The sequence below is a fragment of the Streptomyces sp. NPDC102462 genome (genome assembly GCF_044765425.1).
Taxonomy (GTDB): domain Bacteria; phylum Actinomycetota; class Actinomycetes; order Streptomycetales; family Streptomycetaceae; genus Streptomyces.
In genome coordinates this window covers 124,992-147,734 of sequence record NZ_JBIWKB010000016.1, presented here as the reverse complement: position 1 = coordinate 147,734, position 22,743 = coordinate 124,992, and the positions used below count along the sequence as shown (strand labels likewise).

Below are 22,743 nucleotides of genomic sequence, written 5' to 3'. Positions count from 1 at the left end.
CCGTCGGGGCTGAGCGCGCCGTTCCCCGCGCCCCTTTGGGGCGACTGCCCTGCCGTGGGCGGTTCGGGGTGCGGCACGCCGGGGCGGACAGCGGGGTTCGGCGTCGCGCCGTGGCCGACCGCGGGGCCGTCGGGGCTGAGCGCGCCGTTCCCCGCGCCCCTGTGGGGCGGCTGCCCTGCCGCCTATCGTCCGGGGCAGGTGGGGTTCGGCGTCGCGCCGGTCCCCGCGCCCCTTTGGGGGCGCGGGGACGGCTTGGTGAGGGGGGTCAGGGGATGAGTTGCCACTGGTCGAGGTAGCCCACGTCTATCGAGGCGCGGTCCTGGACTCGGAGCTTCCAGGTTCCGGAGACGGGCTGCGCCGACGCGTCGAGGGTGAAGGTCTGGTCCACGTTGTCCGCCGAGCCGCCGCTGCGGTTGAGCAGCGAGTAGACGGTTCCGTTCGGGCCGACCAGATCGACGGTCAGATCGCCCCGGTAGGTGTGCACGATCTTGACGTAGACCTGGGTGGTGGCCGAGGCGTTGCCGGTCCGGCCGGTGACGGTGATCGGGGACTCCACCGCCGCGCCGGCGTCGGGGATGTCGACCCGGGTGGCGTTGGCGTAGATGTTGGCCACGCGCCAGGTGAAGGACGCGGTGGCGCTCGCGCCCGTGTCGTCGGTCACCGTCAGCGTCACGTCACTGGTGCCGGTCGTGGTCGGGATGCCGGAGATCAGACCCGTGGCGTCGATGGACAGGCCGTCCGGGAGTCCGGTCGCCTCATACGTCAGGCCCGCACCCGAGTTGGTGGTGTACGCGTCGGTCTGCAGCGACACCTCCTGTCCGACGCCGCTGATCTGGTCCCCGATGGGAGCCACGTTGACGCCGAGCGCGATCCGCTGGCCCACGTTGATCGCCGCCCAGGCGTCGGCCACGGCGAGGTAGGTGGGGCTGTAGGCGCCGAAGAGGTCGGCCGCGGCCTGGAGCGTCGCGGTGCGGGCGCCCGCGTAGTTGGTGCTCGACGTCATGTAGGTGGTCAGCGCCCGGTACCAGACGCGCTGGGCGTTGTCGATGCCGATGCCGGTGACCGGCTGACCGTCGTAGGTCGGGCTGTCGTAGTCGACCCCGTTCACGGTCTTCGCTCCGCTGCCCTCGGACAGCAGGTAGAAGAAGTGGTTCGCCGGGCCCGAGGAGTAGTGGACGTCGATGCTGCCGAGCGTGGAGCTCCAGTAGTCGCGGGACGCGCCGTCCTTGGAGGGCTCGTCCATGTACCGCAGCGGGGTGCCGTCGCCGTTGATGTCGATCTTCTCGCCGACCATGTAGTCGGGCACGTCGGCGGCCAGCCCCGCGTGGAACTCCACCGCGGCGGCGAAGATGTCCGAGGTCGCCTCGTTCAGGCCGCCGGACTCACCGGAGTAGGTGAGGTTGGCGGTGGCGCTGGTGACGCCGTGGCTCATCTCGTGCGCGGCCACGTCGAGCGCGGTCAGCGGGTTGGCGTTGCCCGAACCGTCGCCGTAGGTCATGCAGAAGCAGCTGTCGGACCAGAACGCGTTGACGTAGTTGTTGCCGTAGTGGGCCCTGCTGTAGGCGGCCACCCCGTCGTTGCGTATGCCGTTGCGGCCGAAGACGTCCTTGTAGTAGTCCCAGGTCGCGGCGGCCCCGAAGGCCACGTCCACGCCCGCCGTCTGGCGGTTGCTCTGGGTGCCGTCGCCCCAGACATCGTTGTCGTCCGTGAACAGGGTGCCGGTGCCGGAGGTGCCCTGGTTCAGGTCGTAGGTGCGGTGTCCGGCGCGGTCGCCGTCGACGAGCTGGTACGTCGAACCGGACAGCGTGGTGCCGAGCGGCACCGTTCCGCTGTACTGCCCGGTGCCGGTGCCGGTCTGCACGCCTTCGAAGCTGGTCAGTTGCTTGCCCGAGGCGGCGTCGGTGACGACGTGCAGTTCGCTGGGCGTGCCGTCGTGCTGGACGCCCCCGACCACCGTCTCCCAGGCCAGGACCGGCCGGCCGGTGCCGGCCCAGACGACGAGCCGTGGGGCGCGGTCGACCTCGGGGCTCTCGGCACGGGCCTTGTCCGCCGCCGCGAGTGCCTTCGTCCTGGCCGTGGCCGCCGGGACCTTCGGCGTGGTGGTGGGCACGGCGAGGTCGGCCCGCGTCGCCTTCGACACCGTCAGGCGGGCGCCGTCGGTGTGCACGACGAGGTCGCCGCCGAGGACGGGCAGCCCGGCGTAGGTGCGCTCGTAGCGGGTGTGGATGGTGCCGTCGGCGTCCTTGGTGACGTCCTTGACGACCAGCTTCTCCTTGGCGCCGAGGTCCAGCGCCTTGGCCGTGCCCGCGGCGGACGCGGTGGCGCTCTTGAGCAGTGCGGCGCGCTGTGTCGCCGAGAGGCGGGCGGGTGCGGCGGCGGCCCGCGGGGTCGCCTTGATCTTCACGGAGCCGCCCCGGTCGGCGGCCACGGCGGTGCCGGTCTGTACGCCGGCCGCGAGCAGGGTGCTCACGGCGGTCAGGACGAGGGCGGCGGTGTATCTGGAACGGTGACGGTCCTGCCGGAACAAGGGCGTTCTCCTTCGGTGTGGGGTGGACTCGGTGGAGCCCGGGAGAGCGGGTGGGGCCGGGTACGGCCGTCCGGCGGCGCGCGGGTGCACGGGGCGCGGCGCCGGACGGCCGCGTGGTACGCGCCCGGCGGTGCCCCGTGGAGGGGATGTGAAGGTGCGTTCAGCAGAGTGACACTTCACAGACAAGGTTGTCATGCCTAGGACAACCCACGGCTCAAATTGGCCGCTGCCGACCGCCGTTCGGCCGCTCGGCCGCCGCTTTTCGGCCGCGCGCCGCCTCGCGCCCGGCGCCGCGGTACGCGGGGCGGGGCGGGCGCGGGTGCGGGTGCGGGGTGCGGCGCCCGGCATCACGGGGGTGCGGCTGAACTCCTACCCGCGCCCGCCCCGTTCACATCACGGCCGTGGCCGTACGCCCGGTCCGGACCCGCGCGCGTGTCGGCGGTCGGACGGGTGGTGGTGCTCCGGGAGCCGGGACCTGCCGGCCGGTACGCCGTCCGCGCAGAACAGAACGGGAGACGAGAAAAAGGGCGGGCCCGGCGGCAAGCTCCGCTGTTACGATCGGCCGCATGATCACGCGTTCGCCTCAGCACCGGATGATGCCCCGCCGACGGGGCCGCTGAGTACGCACGCGTAGCGCATGCGAGGCCCCGCAACGGGGCCTCGATCGTTGTGCGACCGGGCCCCGCCACCCCGGCAGGAGGACCGATGACCGCACGACGCCACTACCTCACCACGACCATTCCGTACGTCAACGCCCGCCCGCACCTCGGCTTCGCCCTGGAACTCGTCCAGGCCGACACATTGGCCCGTCACCACCGGCACCGGGGCGAGCAGGTCCGGCTGCTCGGCGGCACCGACGACAACTCCCTGAAGAACGTCCTGGCAGCCGAGGCGGCCGGCGTCGACGTGCAGTCGTTCGTCGACCGCAACGCCGATGCCTTCGCCGCGCTGCGCGGCCCGCTCTCGCTCTTCCTCGACGACTTCATCCGCACCAGCAGCGACCCGCGCCACCGGGTCGGAGTGGAACGTCTGTGGCGCCGGTGCGCAGCCGCCGGCGACCTCTACCGCACCCCGTACGAGGGCCTGTACTGCGTCGGCTGCGAGCAGTTCTACACCCCTGACGAACTGGTCGACGGACGGTGCGACGAGCACGGCACCGAACCCCAACTCGTCGCGGAGGAGAACTGGTTCTTCCGGCTGTCCCGTTACGCCGACCGGCTGCACCGGCTGATCTCCGCCGGCGACCTGCGCATCGAGCCCGCGGCCCGCCGCAACGAAGTCCTCGCCCTGATCGAAGGCGGTCTGCACGACTTCTCGGTCTCCCGCTCCCACGACCGCGCCCGCGGCTGGGGCATCCCCGTGCCCGACGACCCGAGCCAGGTCGTCTACGTGTGGTGGGACGCCCTCGGCAACTACGTCACCAGCCTCGGCTACGGCACCGGCGACGCCGCGTACACCCGGTGGTGGGAAACCAGCGGACGCCGTGTCCACCTGGTCGGCAAGGGAGTTGTCCGCTTCCACGCCGTGTACTGGCCGGCCATGCTGCTGTCGGCCGGCCTCCCGCTGCCCACCGACATCCTGGTCCACGACTACCTCACCGTCGGCGGCCGCAAGATCAGCAAGTCCGCGGGCACCACCGTCGACCCGGCCGCGCTGGTCGCGGCCCACGGAACCGACGCGGTGCGCTGGTGGCTGCTGCGGGACGTGCCCCGGGTCGGGGACGCCGACTTCACTGTCGAGCGCCTGGCGGCCCGCGCGGACGCGGACTTCGCCAAGGGACTCGGCAACCTCGTCCACCGGGTCGTGACCATGGTGCACCGCTTCCGTGGCGGAGTGCTCCCCGCCGCGGGCCCCGCGCCGTCCACCGGGCCGGCCCTGGTCGACGCATGCCGGAAGGCTCCAGGACGCGTCGACGCCGCCCTGGCCGGCTTCGACTTCCGGCGTGCCCTGCACGCGGTCTGGGAGGTCGTGGAGGAGGCCAACCGCCTGGTCGATGCCACCCGGCCCTGGGAACTGGCCCGGGCGGAGCGGCAGGGCGACGCCGCGGCGGGGCGGCGGCTCGACGCCGTCCTCCTCACCCTGGTCCGGGCGTGCCGGGTGCTCGCCGACGAGCTGAGCCCCTTCGTACCCGACGCCGCCGCGCGCATCAACGACCAGGTGACACCGACCGAGGGCCGCCTGCCCACGCCACGCCCACTGTTCCCCCGCCTCCAACAGGACACCGGGCGGGCGTGACGTCCCGCGCTCCGATAAGCGGGGTCCTGCTGGGTTCCGCGGCGGTCTCGGGCCGCAGGGACGGGGGCGGCGGGTGGGGTACGAGGCGGGGGGTGCGTTGGTGGTCAGTGGGGCGGTCGGCCCGGGAGGGCGCCGCCTGCGTCCGGACTCGTGGGGAGCGCGAGGTGTGCGAGATCACCGGGGGGCGGTGAGCGGACCGGCCACAGCGGCGCGGCAAAGCCGTCGGCGACCGCGGCCGGGGCGTCCGTGAGGTTCATGCGCTCGCGCAGCCGGCCGTAGAAGTCCATCGGACCCAACCGCACCGCGCGCAGCCGGCGCGGCGAGGGGTACACCCCGATCCAGTCCCCCGGGTTCAGGACGCCGCGGAGCTGGCCGTCGATGCTGACGGCGGCCCGGCCGGAGCGTTCGAGCACCCTGAGCGCGATGGGTTCGTCGGGGGCGGCGACCACGGACCGGTTGAACGTCATGTGCGGGGCGACCGGTGTGAAGATCAGTGCCTCCGCGCGCGGCGAGACGACCGGGCCGCCCGCGGCGAAACTGTAGGCGGTCGAGCCGGTCGGGGTGGCCACCAGCAGCGCGTCGGCGGAGTAGGACGCCAGCAGCCGGCCGGCCAGATACACGCCCACCGACACCTGCCGGTCCCGGGCGAGCTTTTCCAGTACGACGTCGTTCAGCGCGGTGATGTCCAGGGCGACACCCCATTCGTCCCCCGTCTCGCAGTCGGCGCGCACCCGCGGGGGCGGCAGCAGGGGTCCGCGGCCGTACCGCAGCAGCGCTTCCATGCCCTCGGGCACCTGTAGGCGGCACGAGGCGCGCATGGTGAGCAGCATGCGGCTCTCGACGCTGAGCCGCCCGTCCCGGACGGCGTCCAGTGCGCAGCGCACGGAGGGTGCGGGGACCTCGGTGAGGAAGCCGACCCGGCCGAGATCGACTCCCAGGACCAGGGCGTCGTGCTCCGCCGCAAGGCGGGCCCCGCGCAGAAATGTGCCGTCGCCGCCCAGGGTGACGATGAGATCGGGGTCGCCGGCGGCCTCGATCTCCTCCTGCGCGCTGTGCCGCACGCCCTCCTGCCACACGTCGATGTCCGCGCAGCGCACGTCGTTCTGCGCGCTCCATTCGCGGACGGCCCGGGCGGCGTCCACGGCCTCCGCGCGTCCGCCGTGGACGACCAGACCGATGCGGCTCACGGTCATATCCGCCTCCAAGGACACGCGGGCCGACGGCCCGCACCGGCGCGGCGCACGGGCCGGGGTCACCATCGAGCCTGCCACGGCATCGCACACCACGCCGCCGGGAGCACCCCCGTCCCCTGCCCTCGCCGTGAGCCGGGGTCCCGCTCAGGCCGCCGGGTGTTCCTCCTTCCCCCGCCACGACGACGACCGGCCACGGCGGTTGTGTCCGGCGACGCCTTACGAACCCGGCCATCGGGACTGTGTGGACGGCCGGCTCCCACCAGCCGAGCCCGCCCTCCTGCCCCCCGCCACGGCCACCGGCCACCGGCCACCGCGGCGGTGCCCGGTGGCGCCCAACGTACCGGCCGGATGGCTCACGCCGACCGGGTCCGACCTCCCGCTCCGCCGCGACGGCGGCCCGCCACTGCGGTGGTGCCCCGGTGCTGCCGGTCAGGTCGGTGGGCGGCTCAGGTCGTCAGGTATGCGGACAGGCCGGACAGGAGCCGGTCGACGTCGTCGGTGTCGTTGTAGGGCGCGAGCCCGATGCGCAGGCCGCCGCGGTCGCCGAGGCCGAGGCGGCGGGACGCCTCCACGGCGTAGAACGATCCCGCCGGCGCGTGGACGCCGCGCCCCGCAAGAACGTGGTAGGCGTCCGCCGCGTCGCGCCCTTCGAAGGTCAGCAGCAGGGTGGGGGTGCGGTCGGCGGCCCTGGAGTGGACGGTGATGCCGTCGAGCTGGGACAGCCCCTTGTCGAGCCGGTCGCGCAGGATGCGTTCATGGCCCTCCAGCGCGTCGAACGCGGCGGCAAGCCGCTCGCGCCGCGATCCGGTGGCGCCGGCGTCGAGGCCGGCGAGGAAGTCGACCGCCGCCCGTGTGCCGGCCAGGAACTCATAGGGCAGCGTGCCCAGTTCGAACCGTTCGGGGACCGCGTCGGTGGAGGGCTCCAGCTTGTCGGGGCGCAGCGTCTCCAGCAGCTCCGGCCGGGCGGCGAGCACCCCGTGGTGCGGGCCGAGGAACTTGTAGGCCGAGCAGACGAAGAAGTCCGCGCCCAGCCGATCCAGGTCGACCAGTGTGTGCGCGGTGTAGTGGACGCCGTCGACATAGGTGAGCGCGCCCGCGTCGTGCGCCAGACGGGAGATCTCGGCGATCGCGGGGCGCGTTCCGATCAGGTTGGAGGCGGCGGTGACGGCGACCAGCCGGGTGCGCTCGCTGACGACGGCACGGACGTCGTCCGGGGTGAGTTCGCCGGTGGCGGGGTCGAAGTCGGCCCAGCGCACGGTGGCGCCGGCCCGCTCGGCGGCCTGGATCCAGGGCCGGATGTTGGCGTCGTGGTCGAGGCGGGTGACGACCACCTCGTCGCCGGGCGACCAGGTCGCGGCGAGGGTACGGGAGAAGTCGTAGGTGAGCTGTGTGGCGCTGCGGCCGAAGACGATCCCGGCCGGCCGCGCTCCCAGCAGGTCGGCCATGGCCCGGCGGGTCTCGGTGACGATGGCGTCCGCGTTGCGCTCCCCCGGCGCCTCCTGGCCGCGGTTGGACAGGGGCTGTGCGAGCGCGTCGCCGATGGCCCGGATGACGGCACGGGGCGTCTGGGTGCCGCCGGGGCCGTCGAAGTGGGCGATGCCGGCGGCCAGGGCGGGGAACTGGGAGCGGATGGCACCGATGTCGTACGTCACGAAGGCTCCTGTGGGTGGCGGCGGGCCGAAAGACGCGGGCGGCTGGTGCGCGTCACGCCGACGGTACCCGGCCGTATGCCGTCGTCTCCGTCGGAGTCGCAGTCGCTGTCGCCGTCGTCGCTGTCGCCCTCGGTGTCGTCTCCGTCGCCGTCGGCGTCCGCCCGGCCGCCGTGGCTGCCGGCAGTGCCGCGGGACGCGCGGGTGCGCCGACCGCGGCGGCCTGGCGCTGCCGCTCACGGTGTCGCCGGGCCGCCGCCATCATCCGGTCCAGCGCCTCGCGGGTGCGGACCAGGTCGTCGATGTGCTCGGAGAGCCGGTCGCGTTCCTGGGCCATCCGCTCCAGCGCGTGGTCGGATGCCTCCTCGCTGGGCGCGTCGACGCAGGGCAGCAGTTCGGCGATGGTGCGGCTGGAGAGTCCGGCGGCGTACAGCCGCTGGATGAACAGCACCCGCTCGATCTCGTCGTCCGTGTAGTGCCGCTGGCCGCTGGTGCTGCGGGTGCTGCTGAGGAGCCCCTGCTCCTCGTAGTACCGCAGGGACCGGACGCTGACCCCGGCCCGTGAAGCCAACTCCCCGATGCGCATGCCGCCTCCCGTAGGTGGTGAACCAGGTCACAGACCTTGCCTCTGACATCAATGTCAGGTTCTAGCGTAACCGGCGTGCCCGGCAGCCGGGCACCACCGATTGCCGGGCGACCGATGCCCTGAACGACCGAGGAGACATGACGTGACGACCCTCTTCACCGGCTACCGCCTGGGTGACCTGGCGCTGCCCAACCGTGTGGTGATGGCCCCGATGACCCGGGTGCGGGCCGCCCCGGGCGGCCTGGCGACGCCGTCGATGGCGCGCTACTACGCCCAGCGGGCCACGGCGGGGCTCATCGTCTCCGAGGGGGTGCAGCCGAGCCTGATCGGCCAGTCCAATCCGGGCACGCCGGGACTGCACAGCGATGAGCAGGTGCTGTCCTGGCGCGCGGTGACCGGCGCGGTGCACAGCAACGGCGGCCGGATCTTCGCCCAGCTGATGCACGGCGGGCGGGTCTCCCATCCGGACACCACCGGTCACCAGCCCGTCGGTCCGTCGGCCGTACCGGCCGTCGGCGAGGTGTTCACACCCACCGGACCCCAGCCCGCGCCGATGCCGCGCGCCCTGGCCACCGACGAGGTGCCCGAGCACGCCGAGTCGTACGCGCTGGCCGCGCGCCGCGCCGTCGACGCGGGCTTCGACGGCGTCGAACTGCACGGCGCCAACGGCTATCTGATCTCGCAGTTCCTCTCCGCCAACGCCAATGTGCGCACCGACCGCTACGGCGGCTCGGTGACCAACCGGATCCGGTTCGCCGTCGAGGCCGCCGCCGCGACCGCGGACGCCGTGGGCGCATCCCGCACGGGGATCCGCCTCTCCCCCGGCGGCACGTTCTGGGGCGTCGAGGAGAGCGACGTGCCCGAGCTGTACACCGCGCTCCTGGCCGAACTGTCCCGCCTGGAGCTGGCCTACGTCCATCTGGAAGCCACCTCCGCCGACGACACGCTGCTGGGGCTCCGCCGGGCCTGGCCGGGCACGCTGATCATGAACCCGGTGCTGCCCATGGGCTCCCGGCAGACCGACCGGACCGCGGCCGACCGCTGGCTGGGGCTGGGCGCCGACCTGATCAGCTTCGGCCGCGCCTTCATCGCCAACCCCGACCTGGTCGAGCGGCTGCGCACCGGACTGCCGATCGCCCCGGCCGACGAGAGCACGTACTACCAGGGCGGCGACGCCGGCTACCTCACCTACCCCGCGTACCCGTACGCGGCCTGAGGCAGCCGCCGTACCCGGCGCCGGGGCCCCCGCCCGGCCCCGCGCACCGGGTGCGCGCGCCCGGTGTGGCCGATACTGACGTCGTCCAGGCAGGCGGAGGGGCCGACCGCGGGAGGTGCGCGGGCCTATGCGAGAGAGGGGCGGCAGCCGGCCGGCGAGACTCCTGGCATGGCTACGCGCACACGATCCGGACCTCGCGGCGACCCGTCGGGCCGGGCGCACCGCGCTGGTCATGCCCGCCCTGTTCGCCCTGTGCGGTCAGGTGATCGGCTCGCCCGTCATGGCGACCTACGCCGCGTTCGGGTCCATCTCGATGCTGCTGCTGGTCGATTTCACCGGTCCGATGGTGCAGCGGGTGCGGGCGTATCTGGGGCTCGCGGTGGCCTGGGCGGTACTGATCTGTCTGGGCTCGCTGGTCGCCGGGGCGACGTGGGCGGCGGTCGCCGTCATGGTGGTGGTCGGCTTCCTGATCCTGTTCTCGGGTGTGGTCAGCTCCGTGCTGGCGGGCGCGACCACCTCGCTGCTGCTGGCGTTCGTGCTGCCGGTGACCTCGCCCGCGCCGCTGTCGCAGGTGCCGGCGCGGCTGGCCGGGGCGGGGCTCGCCGCGCTGGCCGCGCTGCTCGCGGTCTGCCTGCTGTGGCCCCGGCCGGTCGCCGACCCGCTCAGCGCGCCGGCCGCCCGGGTGTGCCGTGCGGCGGCGGCGCACCTGCGTGCCCAGGTGTCGCGGTCGGCGGGCGCGCCGGACGCGCCGACGGCCGGGCGCCACGAGGAACTCGCCGCGCGGACCGCGTCGGCGGCGGCCGATCTGCGCTCCGCCTTCGACGCCACCCCGTACCGGCCCACGGGTCTGTCCGCCGGCTCCCGTGCCCTCGTCCGGCTCGTCGACGAGCTGACCTGGCTGACCGCCGTCGCGGCCGACGCCGGACGGTCCCCGGCCGGCTGCCGTGCCTGCGACGCGGACGCCCACGCCGTGCTGCGGGCCGCCGCCGCGGTCCTCGACCAGGCCGCCGACCTGCTCGCAGGGCCGCGCACCGCGCCCGACACGATCACCGCCGCCACGGCCGATCTGTGCACGGCCGTGGCGGGCCTGGAACGCGCGGCCACCGTCCGGGTGCCGGTGCACCACCGTCCGGGGACCGAGACGGAGGTCCGCGCCTTCCTGGGCGCCCTGGACGTGTCCTTCCGCGCCCAGGAGCTGGGCTTCGCGACCCTCCAGGTCGCGGACAACGTGCGGGTGGCCACGGCGGCGGAGCGGCGCACCTGGCCGGAGCGGCTGCTGGGCCGCGACTCCGGGGCGCTCGCGGGGCCGCTGGCCGCCGCGCGCGAGCGGGCCGCGGCCCATCTCCAGCCGCACTCGGTGTGGCTGCACAACAGCCTGCGCGGCGCGCTGGGCCTCGGCATCGCCGTCGCCCTGGCCGACGTGACCGGTGTCCAGCACTCCTTCTGGGTGCTGCTCGGCACGCTGTCGGTGCTGCGGTCGAACGCGCTCAGCACGGGGCAGAACGCGGTACGCGCCCTCGGCGGCACCCTCGCGGGCTCGGTCGTCGGCGCGGGGCTGCTGCAGCTCGTCGGCCACCATGGCACCGCGCTGTGGTTCCTGCTGCCGCTCGCCGTGCTGGTCGCCGGCATCGCGCCGGCCGCCGTCTCGTTCACGGCGGGCCAGGCGGCCTTCACCGTCACGCTGGTCGTGCTGTTCAACGTCGGCCAGAACCCCAACTGGCACATCGTGCTGCTGCGGATCCAGGACATCGGCCTGGGTTGTGCGGTGAGTGTGCTGGTCGGCCTGTTCTTCTGGCCGCGCGGCGCCACGGCCGCGGTCGACCGGGCGCTGGCCGCCGCGTACACCGACAGCGCCCGCTATCTGGCGGGTGCGGTGGAGTACGCCGTCGGCAGGTGCGGCAGACCGCCGACGCCGGCCGACGCGCCGCTGGAGCAGGGGCGTGCGGCGGCCGCGTCCGCGCGACGCCTGGACGACGCCTTCCGCAGCTATCTGGCCGAGCGCGGCGCCAAGCCCGTCCCGCTGGCCGACATGACCGCCCTGGTCACGGGGATCGTCGGGCTGCGGCTGGCCGCGGACGCCGTGCTGGGGCTGTGGCGGCGGGCCCATGACCCGTCCGACGGGGCCGACCGGGCCGCCGCCCGGCTGGTCCTGCTCGCCGCGGCGGGCCGGGTGACCGGCTGGTACCGGGATCTGGCCGGGTGCCTCGACGGGCCGCAGCGCGTGCCCGATCCGCTGCCGCCCGATCCGGACAGCGCGGCGGGGCTGGTCGAGTCGGTACGCCGCGATCTGCTGGACGAGCGCGGGCGGGCCTCGGACACGGCGGTCCGCATCATCTGGACCGCCGACCACCTGATCGCGGCCCGCCGCCTCCAGCCCGCCCTGGCCACCGCGGCACACCGACACGAAACCTGACGGCCGGCCAGTACGGGACCGTCGTCAAGGGGGTAACGGGCGGGGCCGCTCAGGGCAGGTTGCGAGCCATGACGACCCGCTGGACCTGGTTGGTGCCCTCGTAGATCTGCGTGCTTTACAGGTCATATGACCCTGGCCTGCACGAACACCCCTCCCAGAGGGGGCCTCCCCAGCATTTCCCCATGATCGCCAACAGCCTGCGCAGGCCGAGGCGCGCTGGAGGCAGCGCCGCCAGTCGCGCGGTATACGAGCAGGCCCGACGCAAGTTACGCGGTTTCCCGTTCCGTCAACCGTGATCGCTTGACCGGTGCGCACAGCCCTCGGGAGCATCAACCCAGATGCGGGGTACTGGCAGCGGCACGGGAGAGGGGAACCCAGACCATGAAGGTCACCAAGCTGGTCAGCACGTGCGACATCAAGGACTGCCCGACGATCTACGCCACGGATCGTGGCACCTTCCTGGTACAGGGCGAGACTCCGACCGACCACGGGCTTCAGATTCCCGCCCACGAAACCCTGGTCGAGATCCCGATGGAACTGATCCAGAAGGCCATCCGTGACAACCTCATCTAGGACTCTCGGCGACCTCTTCGAGGCATTCAAGCGCGAGGCATTCCGGCTGGAGACCCTGGACGACTACAGCAAGTCCGGGAGCGTCGACGCCTATCAGGCGTTCCTGGCCGGGGAGCCACAGCCAGACGACTACAACGCTGGCTGGATCGAAGAACTACGCTCGCACACCGAGAAGGGGAAGCGGGTATACCGGGTCCATATCCTGTCCCGCCCGCTCACGGACTATCTTAAGTTCGAACTCGGCTGGGGCTATCACAAGAATGTGAGCGGGGGCGAAGAGTTCTTCATCCTCGACATCACCGACAAACCTAACCCCTTGGAGAATGTTCCGGATTTCTGGTTCTTCGACTCCGAATCCGTGGCCGTGATGAACTACGACGGAGGCGGAAAGTACCTGGGATCGGAAGTGCTACCTCCGGAACGAACAGCGGAATTTACGCGGTACCGTGATGCGGCTCTCTCGCACGCGGAACCGTTCACCGGATGGTGGGCCAAGTACGGGACGTGAACAGAGCACAGCTTGGAGCCGCGCTGCGGGCGCTGCGAGTGGCATCCGGCAAGGAAGCCAAAGCGGTGGCCCGCAGCGCCCTCATGTCTCCGTCCAAGCTGTCCAAGATCGAGAATGCGAAGCTGGCACCCAGCGCCACGGACGTAGAGCGCATCCTGACCGCCATCGGTGTCTCGGACGAGGTCAAAGCAGAGTACGCGGAAGCCGCACGCGCGTCTGCGACGGAGGCGACGGCGTGGCGCCTACTCAAGCGGATCGGGGTCCACAAGGGCCAGCAGGCCGCCAAGGCTCTGGAAGCCCAGATGTCTGTACTGCGGCTGTTTCAACCCGCGCTCGTTCCAGGCCTGCTCCAGACTCCCGAGTACATCAGGGCCATTCTGCAACGGCACAATCTGAGTGAAGACGCACTCACGCGAACGATCAATGGGCGACTCGAACGACAAGCGGTTCTCTACGACAACGCAAAGTCACTCCGGTTCATCATCACCGAACCCGTTCTGCGCTGGCGCATCGTGCGACCACAGATGATGGCTGCTCAGCTTGATCGCATCGTCTCCATTTCGCGGCTCTCCCACGTGGACATCCGGATAGTCCCTCTGCGAGTTCAGCAACATGACATCGCGAACCATGCTTTCGTCATCCGTGACGACCGCATGGTGACGGTTGAAACCGTCCATGCCGAAGTCGTCGTTACGGACCCGCGAGATGTGAGTCTCTACGTTGATAAGTTTGAAGGATTCGAGCGAGCCGCGCTGGCCGGCGACGAAATGCGGGATCTGATCGAAAGCATCCGCAACGACTTTTTGCGGGAACAGGAAACAGGCTAGAGGCGCAATCGTGGGCCGCCGAAGATGGGGGCCATGGTGAGCGACAGCAAGGCACATGGGACCGAAGCGGCTGATCATCTGGGCAGCAGTGAGGCCCGACAGTTCCTCTCCCGTCTCTCCGGAGCGTTCGGCATAGACGGCGTGCTCATGGTGCAGAGGACCAACCCTGGCCCCGAAGGGGCGGACCTTGCGCCCAACTCGGCCTTGCGCTGGCCCCGCTGCGAGTGCGGCAGCCCGAAGTGTCCTGACTACAAGGCCCCGCCGACCGGGGATTTGAGCAGCAGGGTTTCTGAGGCCAACGCGCGGAGCCGCAGGGGCGGGCTGTGAGCGTTCAGACAGCAACACGTCCGGCCCGTAAGTGTGAACGCAAAGCCCCACCGAAGCCAGCGGTCGAAGCACCGACGCCCCCGCAGACCTACTGCGGAGTGTGCATCGGTCACCGCTCAATCTGGTGTCCCGACTGCTGCGGGTTCGCTGGCTGTCTCACCTGCCATCACACGTTCAAGGTCCCCTGCCCGGTCTGTGCTGGCGGGGAGCTGGAGCCGATCAGGTGGTGACCTGACCCGCATGTTCCGTCCCTGCCGGATGTGGCCGAACTGGACTCCCCCGTGTCCAATCGGGATTCCCGGCAGGGGCGGCGTAAGCCCCCGCCCGGTTGCTTAGCCAACCCCGTGAAGAAGGACAGGTAGGCAGCCGGGCGGGTCGTAAGTGCAGTGCACCACTCCCACAGAGAGAGGCACCCGCATGACCGCAGCCCCCGCGTTCGAGTTCCGCACCTCCAGTGCGTGCCAGTACAACAACAACGACCCCCGCTGTGTCGAGGTCGCCACCAACATCCCCGGCAAGGTGGCGGTCCGTAGCACCGTGTCCGGCCAGGTGGTCGAGTTCACGGCCGACGAGTGGACCGACTTCCTGAGCGGTGCCAAGCTGGGTGAGTTCGACGTAGCCGCATAGGGGAGCCACCATGCAGCAGTGTCCACAGTGCGGCGGCAGTGCACAGTCCGACCCGGAACACTCCGGCGTGATGCGCTGCATGGCGTGCTGGGAAGTGTGGACGCTGCCGACTGAGCGGAACTGTCCCGGTTTCCGGCCGACGTACATGTCTGCACTACGGGTGCTGGACTCATACCGGGAACTGCGACGCTGACCAAGCAAACGAACGCCCCCACCCGATTCAGTGGGGGCGTTCTTGGGTTTGTTCGAGCAGTCAGAGCAGTGCGCGAAAGGGATTGGAGTCGATGAGCGGTTCCGGCCGCTTCACCGGCTTGGGCTCCTGGGCCTGCTTGAGGGGCGGGCGGTAGGTGTCCAGCCGGACCACAGTGGCACGGTTCTGCTCACGCTCCGCGCTGGCCGGCTGCGCCTCCGCGTGAGGGGAACTGTCCCGCTTCCTGTCGCTGTCCGTGCTGGCCGGCTGAGGCACAGAGTCACCGGAAGTGTCACCGCGGACCGTGAAAACGGTGGCCGGTCGGCCGGTCTTGCCCGACCGCTCCACCGTCACGACGATTCCGGGCAGTTCCCTGACCTCTGCTGCGGTCGCTCCCACGTACGGGAGCACCTGGGAGGAAGTGGCCCGACCTCCGAACATTTCGATCCGGGCCCGCACCTTGTCCTCAAGGCTGAGCGGCTGTCGCTTCACCTTCGGGGAGGTCGCCCCCTTGGTGATGCGGACGGCATCCTGCACCGACCGACGAACCAAGCTGAATGCTGCCGACAGCATCTCTTCCGTGATCGTCTCCGAGCACTCGGACGCTGCCAGGCAGGCCGCAACCCTGAGCGTCTGTTCTGCCGTTCGCTCGATGAACACTGCCTGTCCTTCGGGCAGGGTCTCACCCAGGATGCGGGCGTACCGGCGAACCACCCGCCACAGCGGCCGGGCGTCTTCTGCAAGCGTGATCACACGGGGCCGGGCAGTCGCCCACCCGTAGGCGTCGGCCAGCTCCCGCCCGTCCACCTCCGGCAGGCTCACCCGGTCATCATCCAACAGCGGCACCGACCCCAGCAGGAAGGGAAGGATGCGGTTGTAAGAGCCACCCGCCGCTTCCGACTCGCCCACGTGCTTTGCCCAGTCGGAGGGCGTGACGTGGCAGTGGAGGACCATGGCAGGGTCGCGTACTTCCTGCGCCTCATCCTTGGTGGTGTTCCGGAGCGTTGCACCATCCCATGCGCTCCGCAGCTTGGTTGTGAACGACGCATCCCGCTTCACCCTGCGCAGCACTTCCGACCACTCTTCCTCGACCACCAGAGTCCGCACGTCCCGCCCGTGCTCCGTCTCGGCCGTCGCTTCCTGCTGCTCCCACAGGTGATTCACCATGCTCGCCCCGGACGTGATGCCAGACGTGGTGTGCGTGGCCAGGAAGCGGCCCAGAGCCTCGTCCAGGACGTGATGAGCGGCCCGGAGCGCAGTTCCTTTACCGCGCCCTGTACCGGCCACCAGAGCGGACCACAGCAGCACAGGCCGGGGGCCACGGGAAGACACCTTGACCGTGCCACCGATAGCGGCCGACCACATCGACAGGGCGGCCACATACACCCCCAAGGGGTCCGCCTCAATGAACGGGGCGATCCGGCGAACCGCGCGACCGATAGGACCGTACAGAACGGGCGTGCTCATGCTGCCTCAATCTCGAACATGGTTGGTTGGTTGGTCTTTGGCCGGGGAGGCCGGGCGCACTCGACGCCCGGCACTGCGGGGGCGGCGGTTAGGCCGCTGCCGCTTTTCCCTCCGACGCGTCCCGGTGCTCCCAGGCATGGCGCACATGCATCGGGATTCGACCCTTGGTGGGCACGGTGAAACCGTTCTCCCGTGCCCACGCCCGGACGGCACGGTTCCGCTCACGCTCACTCATCCCGGAACGGTCGACCTTGGCAGGCTCCGGAAGCGGGTCACCGCCGACCAACTCACCCGACCGAACAGCCGACTTGAAGCGTCCCGGTTCCCGCACATCCATCACAGGGATGCCACGCTCGGAAGCGTCCCGCAGCTTGGTGGCGTTCCGGTCGCCACCCTCACCCAGGATCAGCAGGACCGTGCTGTCATCGGCACGGCCAACCACCTCAAAGCCCATGCGCCGAACGGCCTCTCTGGCGTCTTCCCACGAGTAACCGGGCACCTCGCCAGCGATCATCACGGACGGAACCGGCTCAGGGTCAGGCTCCACAGCGGGAACCGCTTCCGGCTCCGGCCCCGGCTCCGGCTCCGGCTCCGGGGCAGGCTCAACAATCGGCATGGACTCGGGCTCAGTCTGTACGGCCTCTCGCCCAGATGGAGCGCCCAAAGCGTCACAGAGGTACCTGCCGAACGAAACATCGTGTTCAAGGCACAGGTGCCAGGTGTTCTTACCCAGTGTCAGTGATGAGGTGGCCTCAACCTCAGAACCGTCACGCGCAATGTGTGCATCGCAAAAGGTGTACTCAACCGGCACAAGCACCGTCTTACGCATAGCGCTGCATTCCTTCGTTAGTGCGGAAGTCTGAGTGAGGGTCCGGAGCGTTGCTCTACGGCCTCCCCGCTTGACTCCTATTCTTTCGCATCCCTATCACAGAACGGTAACTAACGAATAACTGACACATTACTCAATATGGGGGTAATGGTAATTCTATAAAGAATAGGACCCACCGGGGGTGCCTTCCTTCGACCGTGTTTGTCAATCAGAATATGTCATCGCGGAGCCGATAAATTGTCGATTGCTCGCGTTGGTAAGATGTGCACCCCAAGGGGAGGAGCCCACACCCATGAGTGATCCGTCCACAACCGCCAACGAAAAGAAGTGCGCCGACTGCGGAACCTCTTTGCCGCCCGACAGTAAGCGCACCGAGTGCCGACACTGCGAGAAGTGCATGGACTGGGCTTGCATGCGGGACCACGGGCGGCGCAGTGGTCAGCAGCAGGGCTGACGTCGGCTAAGGCGACCGCCGACACTGGGCACACCGGTCCGGATCGTGACTCACATCGTCAGCCCAGGGCCTTGTCTCCTGCGTAAGGAGCCAACCTACATGGGCGGCGAACTCTTGGAGGCAGTCAGAACATTGGCGGTCGACCCAAGGGCACTCAACGCCGGTCCGGTGAAGCCCGTCGTACACGGCTGCCCCCGCCTTGGCCGCTCGCCGCCCGCTCACTGCGCGTCTCCCTGGAAAGCCCATCCGAGCCGCTTCATTCCCTCTGCGGTCAGCCCCAATGCCCCCGCAAGGTGTCGGTATTCCATCTGATGCGTGCTGGTTGCTGTGCCCTCCAGGATCTTCCCGAAGTAGGTGAGCATCACAGCCACTGTCGGTATGAATGACTCGTCCCACATAGCAGCCTGTGGGCTGCTCCACCATTGCCGCCACTGCTCACGCTCTGCCTCCGTCCACTCCCGGCCAGATGGCATGTCGGGCACCGGTAGGCCGTGATCCCAGGGCAGTTCGAGCAGTCCCTTGTATCGGCTGTGCGGAGAGTTCGGGTTACGCATCTTCGGCATGGCACCTCCAGTTTTCGTTACGCGCGGTCGACGGCCGGCGCAGGCTTCTGATCGACGGACAGTGAGAAGAACGGGCCCCCACTGGTCGGCAGGGGCCCGAACTAATCAAGGGGTTAGGCAGTAGGCCACGTGACAGCGGCCTTGACGATTCCCTTGGTCGGCTTGGACTCATCAAAGGTGCTGTCGGACTTCTTCGTGTCCAACTCCGGGTATCGCACGATCTTCCCTCCGTACAGATGCAGGGTGTCGATGTAGTCAGCCCGGTACTTCTCCGACTGCCCCTCGCGGAAGCCGGTGAACTGGCTCGCGTAGGTGGCGAACTCCGAGTGACCCGCCACGATGTCCACGCCCGCAGGCATGGCCGTAGTCGTCAGGATGGTGAACCCCGCAAGGCGAGCAACAACACCGTTAGCAGTCACGCCACCTTCGCCGTACGCGGCAGCGTTGGCCACGGCCGGATGCTCAATGAGATACCGCTTCACACGCGGCGAAACGACCACGTAACGGCCTGCCGGGATGTCGTTGTCATCCAGGGCCAGCATCATGTCCAGGAGCGCGCTGTAGAGGCTCTGGGGGATGTTGGCAGCGGTCGGAGTGATGGCCGGAAGCGCCGTCGCCCCGGTGGCGATGATGTTGCCCATGAAGGTGTCAGCCTCACGGGCCAGGGCCCGGATCATCTGCTGATTGATGGGCGAGTCAAGGCCCCCGGCAAGCTGAACCCGTTCCGCGTCCTCCACGAGAACCTGAAGGTACTTCGCCTCAGTAATGGTCAGTGCCTGGTCCACGGTTTCCGGCCGCTGGGCAGTCATTCCATCAGCGATCGTGTAATCGCCAACCGTGGGACGAAGAAGGCTATTGATGTGGACGACATCGCCCTTCGTGCGAATCTCCCCCTCATACTTGTTATTGGAAACAATTGGAGAGGCCCAGACCAGAAGGAGATCAAACTGCGTAATGAGATCAGCGTCGAAAATTTCCGGAATGAAGGTGGTGGAGCCTGGATTCTGGTAGCCAAGGGTCATGTAGGTACTCCTATTTATCGCTTACGAACGTCGAGAGAAACGCGGGGGCGCTCAGGGAGAGGACCACCGCTGCGGTTAGGGCCGGAGCCGACAAGGTGAGGGAATGTCGGTTCCTTGAGCTTGAAAGGCGCCAGGGCCTTGTCCATAGCCTCAGCCGAAGGCTTGCCGTCTTCACCAAGCAGCTTGGAACCATCCAGGTATTCGGTGAATCCATCGGGCAGAGTGATCCCGGCCTGGGCTGCGTAGCCCTTGAGTTCAGCCCGTGCCAGTTTCCCGGAATACTCCCGCTCAACCTCAGCCCGAACAGAATCGGAAGGGTCGGCCGGCTGGGGCTCGGGAATCGGTTCTGCGTCGCTCATAGCGACACCTCCTATAAAGCTAGTCAATGAAAAGAAGAAGTGGAGAAGGGCCGCCTAAGAGCGGCCCTATACCTCACAAGAGGACAACGTAAGAGAAGACACTGCCCCCCTTACCCCCCACTGTGAACGATGCAAGTAGGAAGTAAGGGGAGAAGTGTTTCTCTACGTTGTCCCTCTCACAGGGAGGTGTCCGCAGAGCCTCATGACGACTTAGGAACTGCCCGGCCCGTTGGCCGTGCCAGAGGCACACCGCCGAGTGTGCATGGCCCCAGAGGAATGACCCTCCACCCCTGGGGAATAAATGCCAGACTCACATCCGGCCCGGCATGTTCAGCGGAAGCCAGTAGTCCCTGTTGACTTGGTAGCAGTCCTCCAGCAGGGGGCGAAACCACTCGGGAATCGGCGTCGGGTGCTCCTCGATGTAGGAGAGGTTTCGGTGCTTGCCTACCCATATCCCTCTGGTTCTCAGGCGCTCTGTGCGCGCCCTGGCGTCCTTCTTATGGGTGTCGCAGTACTTCCGCGGGTTCCCGCGCTTCCGGGGCTTCTCAGGGCTGTACAGCGGCTCTCCACATCCGAGCCAGCGGCAGCGTTCCCACACCTCCCGTTTCGGCTGCTCCTTACCCGACTTGTGGAACCCTCCCTCGGTCGCCAGAACCGTTTCCGTGTCCTCCGCGTCGACCCCTGGCCTCTCTGCCATCAGTTGCGAAATCTCTTGCGTTCCCTCCTGCGGGTCGTAGGACGGCAACATGCAGAACAAAGCTGCCTCATGCAGAGAATGCGCGCCCGTGTGAGCCACGGCTATCCGGTCGTGCTCGGTCTCCTCATCGTGCCGCTGCCAGACCGGAGGCCAACTCTCCGAGGTCTCCTCTCTTGACGCTGCCAGAATTTCGTCCGCTCGCTTCTCCAGCTTTCTTCTGGCCCTCTTGCGAGTCGGCGGAATCGTCTTAGTCACGCAGTCCTCTCAGCAAACAAAAAGCCCCCGAATCGCCTCGGGGGCATGCACTTCTCGCGGTTCTTCAGTTCTGGTTGTCCAGCCACTTTTCCAAGTCGGCCGGTCGGCAGCGGAGAGACTGACCCACCTTGCGGAACGGAATCTGTTCGGCTTTCCAGTTGCCGTACACCCAGGAACGGGGCTTGCTCAGGTAGTTGGCGACGTCGTCAACGGTCATCAGTCTCGGGTACGCCATTCATCCTCCAAGAAGCAAGAAAGCCCCCGAAGACCCTCGGGGGCTCAATACATATGAAGTGCTAGGTGATCTAGCCGTGTTGGCTACCTGCTTCAGCCATTTCCACAAGTATGGCTTTGGCCTTGTCCGTCAACTCTCCACCCGCCTTACCGGCAACTGTGGTCAGGAATCCGTCCCTTCTGGCCCGCTTCAGATGATCCTTCACCGTCTCAGGTCGGCGGCCGATGAGCCGTGCCAGCCACGGAATGGGCGCAGGAGCCCCAAAATCCGCCATGGCGGTGTACGTGGCAACAAGCAAGGCCAAGTACCGCTCTGAGACGCCCTCGCCCTCCAGGGCGAGCCCTGCCGCCTCTCCCATCCCATTTACCTTCCCTGCCACCTCCTCCAACGTCCGCTGGGCTTCGGGAGCCTGCTTGGCCAACTCCAGGGCTGCGGCTACATCGAGCCTGCGCAGGACAGTGGTCGAGATGCCCCGTGCCACCTCACGGGCAGGGGCATCTTCGGCCGGCTCGATGGTGATCCGTTGTGGTCCCCCGTTGATCGGCCCCACGGGCCACCACATGCGGACCACCCAGGCGCCTTGCTGCTGAGTGATCTCGAACCCACTGTCATCCGCTTCCATATCACTCAAGTTAGCACACCCAGGGGGTTCCACCCTGTGTTGACAACCCCGGGTGGTCAGTGCGCAAACTTGAAACGCCGGGGAGTGACCGGCGCGACGGCGGGGTGGGCCCGTACGTCGACAGCAGCAGGAGGGGGCCGCTTCAGTGGCAAGGGCATGGGTCGCGCGGTCAAAGGACGACCCGAAGAAGTGGACGACGTTCTGGTACGACCCGGACGGCAAGCAGCGGCAGAAGACGTTCGAGACCAAGAAGCGGGCTGACGACCAGCGCAAGCGCAAGGAGCAGGAACTCGACGCCGGGACCTACCTGGACGACCGCTTGGGCAAGCAGCCCGTGACGGCCGTGTGGGAGCAGTGGACCAATCAAAGGAAGCTGGAGAACAGCACCAAGAAGCAGTACCGGTCCATCCTCAACACGACCATTGAGCCGTTCTTCAAGGCCCGTTCCATCGTGTCCCTGAAGGTCGCAGATGTTGAGCAGTGGCTCTTGTGGATGGAGCAGGACCGGAAGCTGTCCGCCCGCACACGGCGTCAGCGGTTCTCGTTCTTCTCCGGGATGATGGACTGGGCTGTCGTCAACGAGATCGTCGGCCGGAACCCGTGCAAGAAGGTCAAGGGCGCGGGCAGCCGTGCCAAGGAGATCCGGGAGCAGAAGAGCACCGCAAGGCGGCTCACGACCCGGGAAGTTCTGGCGATGCTGGATGCCGCTCCTCCGCGATACCGCGCGATGCTGTGGCTCATGGCCGGGTGCGGCCTGCGGCTGGGTGAGGCCATGGCGGTGTCCCGAGATCAGATCGACTTCAAGGCCGAGACGCTTCGCGTCGACTTCCAGATTGCGGAGGACGGAGACACCGAGTCGGGGAAGAACAGCGCGATCCAGCGTCGGCACATCAAGGCTCGTGATGAAGGCGAGCCAGGGCGTACCGTCCCCCTCCCGCCGAACGTCGCCTTCGAGCTCCGGCGACACATCAAGAACCACGGTGTCTGGGGGCCGGAGCGGCTTCTCTTCCCCAACGTGACGCGGACTGGCTACCTCTACGCGTCGTACTTCTACCCGAAGATCTGGATGGAGGCTCTGGGCAAGGGACAGGTGAAGTACTGCAAGGCGCACTCACTCCGGCACTACTACGGGTCGCGGCTGCTGTACGCCGGAGTCCCCGAGAACGATGTGGCCGACTGGATGGGCCACAGCAGTACGGACGTGCTGAGAGAGCACTACCACTACATCTTCGAAGGGGCCGAGCAGCGTGGCCGGGCGGCCATCGCGACGATGTTGACGCCCGGCGCCGACGACCCGACGGAGGCATCAGAGGTCGCCTGATCCGCGTACGACAACAGCCCCCGGCGTCGCGCAGGGGGCTGTGTTGTT

At 68.7% G+C, this 22,743-nt stretch carries 19 protein-coding genes and 1 pseudogene; 8 read left to right on the top strand and 12 right to left on the bottom strand.

All coding sequences use genetic code 11. The features are described from left to right. Positions 1 to 265: 265 nt before the first annotated feature. Positions 266 to 2,527 (bottom strand): M4 family metallopeptidase, encoded by a 2,262-nt coding sequence (locus tag ACIRFL_RS16685; protein ID WP_404028964.1) that lies wholly within the window; start codon positions 2,525 to 2,527, stop codon positions 266 to 268. A 705-nt stretch (positions 2,528 to 3,232) separates the two neighbouring features. On the opposite strand from ACIRFL_RS16685, the gene metG reads away from it, so the two are divergent. Continuing rightward, positions 3,233 to 4,762 (top strand): methionine--tRNA ligase, encoded by a 1,530-nt coding sequence (gene metG / locus ACIRFL_RS16680; RefSeq protein WP_404028962.1) that lies wholly within the window; start codon positions 3,233 to 3,235, stop codon positions 4,760 to 4,762. Between the two features lie 104 nt (positions 4,763 to 4,866). Here the strand turns inward: metG and ACIRFL_RS16675 are convergent, their stop codons facing one another. The 3 genes and pseudogenes from ACIRFL_RS16675 to ACIRFL_RS16665 all read right to left on the bottom strand — a co-directional run. Continuing rightward, positions 4,867 to 5,955, bottom strand: coding sequence for an NAD(+)/NADH kinase (locus ACIRFL_RS16675; RefSeq protein ID WP_404028960.1), 1,089 nt, complete (start codon positions 5,953 to 5,955; stop codon positions 4,867 to 4,869). A 446-nt stretch (positions 5,956 to 6,401) separates the two neighbouring features. Next, entirely contained in the window at positions 6,402 to 7,607 is a 1,206-nt protein-coding gene (locus ACIRFL_RS16670) for a cysteine desulfurase-like protein (RefSeq protein ID WP_404028959.1), read from the bottom strand. A gap of 214 nt (positions 7,608 to 7,821) precedes the next feature. Beyond that, positions 7,822 to 8,190: pseudogene (locus tag ACIRFL_RS16665) on the bottom strand (MerR family transcriptional regulator); the annotation flags it as partial. Positions 8,191 to 8,332: 142 nt separating this feature from the next. On the opposite strand from ACIRFL_RS16665, the gene ACIRFL_RS16660 reads away from it, so the two are divergent. From ACIRFL_RS16660 to ACIRFL_RS16635, 6 genes are all read left to right on the top strand, one after another. After that, positions 8,333 to 9,406: an alkene reductase gene (locus ACIRFL_RS16660; RefSeq protein ID WP_404028957.1), complete on the top strand. Its 1,074-nt coding sequence runs from the start codon at positions 8,333 to 8,335 to the stop codon at positions 9,404 to 9,406. A 127-nt stretch (positions 9,407 to 9,533) separates the two neighbouring features. Continuing rightward, entirely contained in the window at positions 9,534 to 11,819 is a 2,286-nt protein-coding gene (locus tag ACIRFL_RS16655; RefSeq protein WP_404028955.1) for an FUSC family protein, read from the top strand. 381 nt (positions 11,820 to 12,200) lie between these two features. After that, a complete protein-coding gene (locus tag ACIRFL_RS16650; RefSeq protein ID WP_030115393.1) occupies positions 12,201 to 12,392 on the top strand; it encodes a hypothetical protein in 192 nt (63 codons plus the stop codon). Further along, positions 12,376 to 12,900: a DUF6879 family protein gene (locus ACIRFL_RS16645; protein ID WP_404028953.1), complete on the top strand. Its 525-nt coding sequence runs from the start codon at positions 12,376 to 12,378 to the stop codon at positions 12,898 to 12,900. Before ACIRFL_RS16650 ends, ACIRFL_RS16645 begins: the two co-directional genes overlap by 17 nt. Continuing rightward, positions 12,897 to 13,727 carry a helix-turn-helix transcriptional regulator gene (locus ACIRFL_RS16640; protein ID WP_362261988.1) on the top strand — a complete coding sequence of 277 codons (831 nt, stop codon included), beginning with the start codon at positions 12,897 to 12,899 and terminating at the stop codon, positions 13,725 to 13,727. Before ACIRFL_RS16645 ends, ACIRFL_RS16640 begins: the two co-directional genes overlap by 4 nt. 744 nt (positions 13,728 to 14,471) lie before the next feature. After that, positions 14,472 to 14,681 carry a DUF397 domain-containing protein gene (locus ACIRFL_RS16635; protein WP_404028951.1) on the top strand — a complete coding sequence of 70 codons (210 nt, stop codon included), beginning with the start codon at positions 14,472 to 14,474 and terminating at the stop codon, positions 14,679 to 14,681. Between the two features lie 253 nt (positions 14,682 to 14,934). Here the strand turns inward: ACIRFL_RS16635 and ACIRFL_RS16630 are convergent, their stop codons facing one another. The 8 genes from ACIRFL_RS16630 to ACIRFL_RS16595 all read right to left on the bottom strand — a co-directional run bounded on the left by ACIRFL_RS16630 (position 14,935) and on the right by ACIRFL_RS16595 (position 21,374). Then, complete coding sequence (locus tag ACIRFL_RS16630) at positions 14,935 to 16,338, bottom strand: DUF3987 domain-containing protein (RefSeq protein ID WP_404028949.1); 1,404 nt, start codon at positions 16,336 to 16,338, stop codon at positions 14,935 to 14,937. Between the two features lie 88 nt (positions 16,339 to 16,426). Further along, positions 16,427 to 17,167, bottom strand: coding sequence for a histone-like nucleoid-structuring protein Lsr2 (locus tag ACIRFL_RS16625; protein ID WP_404028948.1), 741 nt, complete (start codon positions 17,165 to 17,167; stop codon positions 16,427 to 16,429). Between the two features lie 672 nt (positions 17,168 to 17,839). Next, a complete protein-coding gene (locus tag ACIRFL_RS16620) occupies positions 17,840 to 18,184 on the bottom strand; it encodes a hypothetical protein (protein WP_404028947.1) in 345 nt (114 codons plus the stop codon). Positions 18,185 to 18,297: 113 nt separating this feature from the next. After that, positions 18,298 to 19,206 carry a hypothetical protein gene (locus ACIRFL_RS16615; protein ID WP_404028945.1) on the bottom strand — a complete coding sequence of 303 codons (909 nt, stop codon included), beginning with the start codon at positions 19,204 to 19,206 and terminating at the stop codon, positions 18,298 to 18,300. Between the two features lie 14 nt (positions 19,207 to 19,220). Then, positions 19,221 to 19,565, bottom strand: coding sequence for a hypothetical protein (locus ACIRFL_RS16610; RefSeq protein ID WP_404028943.1), 345 nt, complete (start codon positions 19,563 to 19,565; stop codon positions 19,221 to 19,223). Positions 19,566 to 19,875: 310 nt separating this feature from the next. Next, the gene (locus tag ACIRFL_RS16605) at positions 19,876 to 20,517 is read right to left on the bottom strand and encodes a hypothetical protein (protein WP_404028942.1); all 642 of its coding nucleotides are present in this window, start codon (positions 20,515 to 20,517) and stop codon (positions 19,876 to 19,878) included. A 64-nt stretch (positions 20,518 to 20,581) separates the two neighbouring features. Further along, positions 20,582 to 20,734: a helix-turn-helix domain-containing protein gene (locus tag ACIRFL_RS16600; protein ID WP_404028940.1), complete on the bottom strand. Its 153-nt coding sequence runs from the start codon at positions 20,732 to 20,734 to the stop codon at positions 20,582 to 20,584. Between the two features lie 88 nt (positions 20,735 to 20,822). Further along, a complete protein-coding gene (locus tag ACIRFL_RS16595; protein ID WP_404028938.1) occupies positions 20,823 to 21,374 on the bottom strand; it encodes a hypothetical protein in 552 nt (183 codons plus the stop codon). Positions 21,375 to 21,519: 145 nt separating this feature from the next. On the opposite strand from ACIRFL_RS16595, the gene ACIRFL_RS16590 reads away from it, so the two are divergent. After that, entirely contained in the window at positions 21,520 to 22,695 is a 1,176-nt protein-coding gene (locus ACIRFL_RS16590; protein ID WP_404028936.1) for a tyrosine-type recombinase/integrase, read from the top strand. Positions 22,696 to 22,743: the final 48 nt, after the last annotated feature.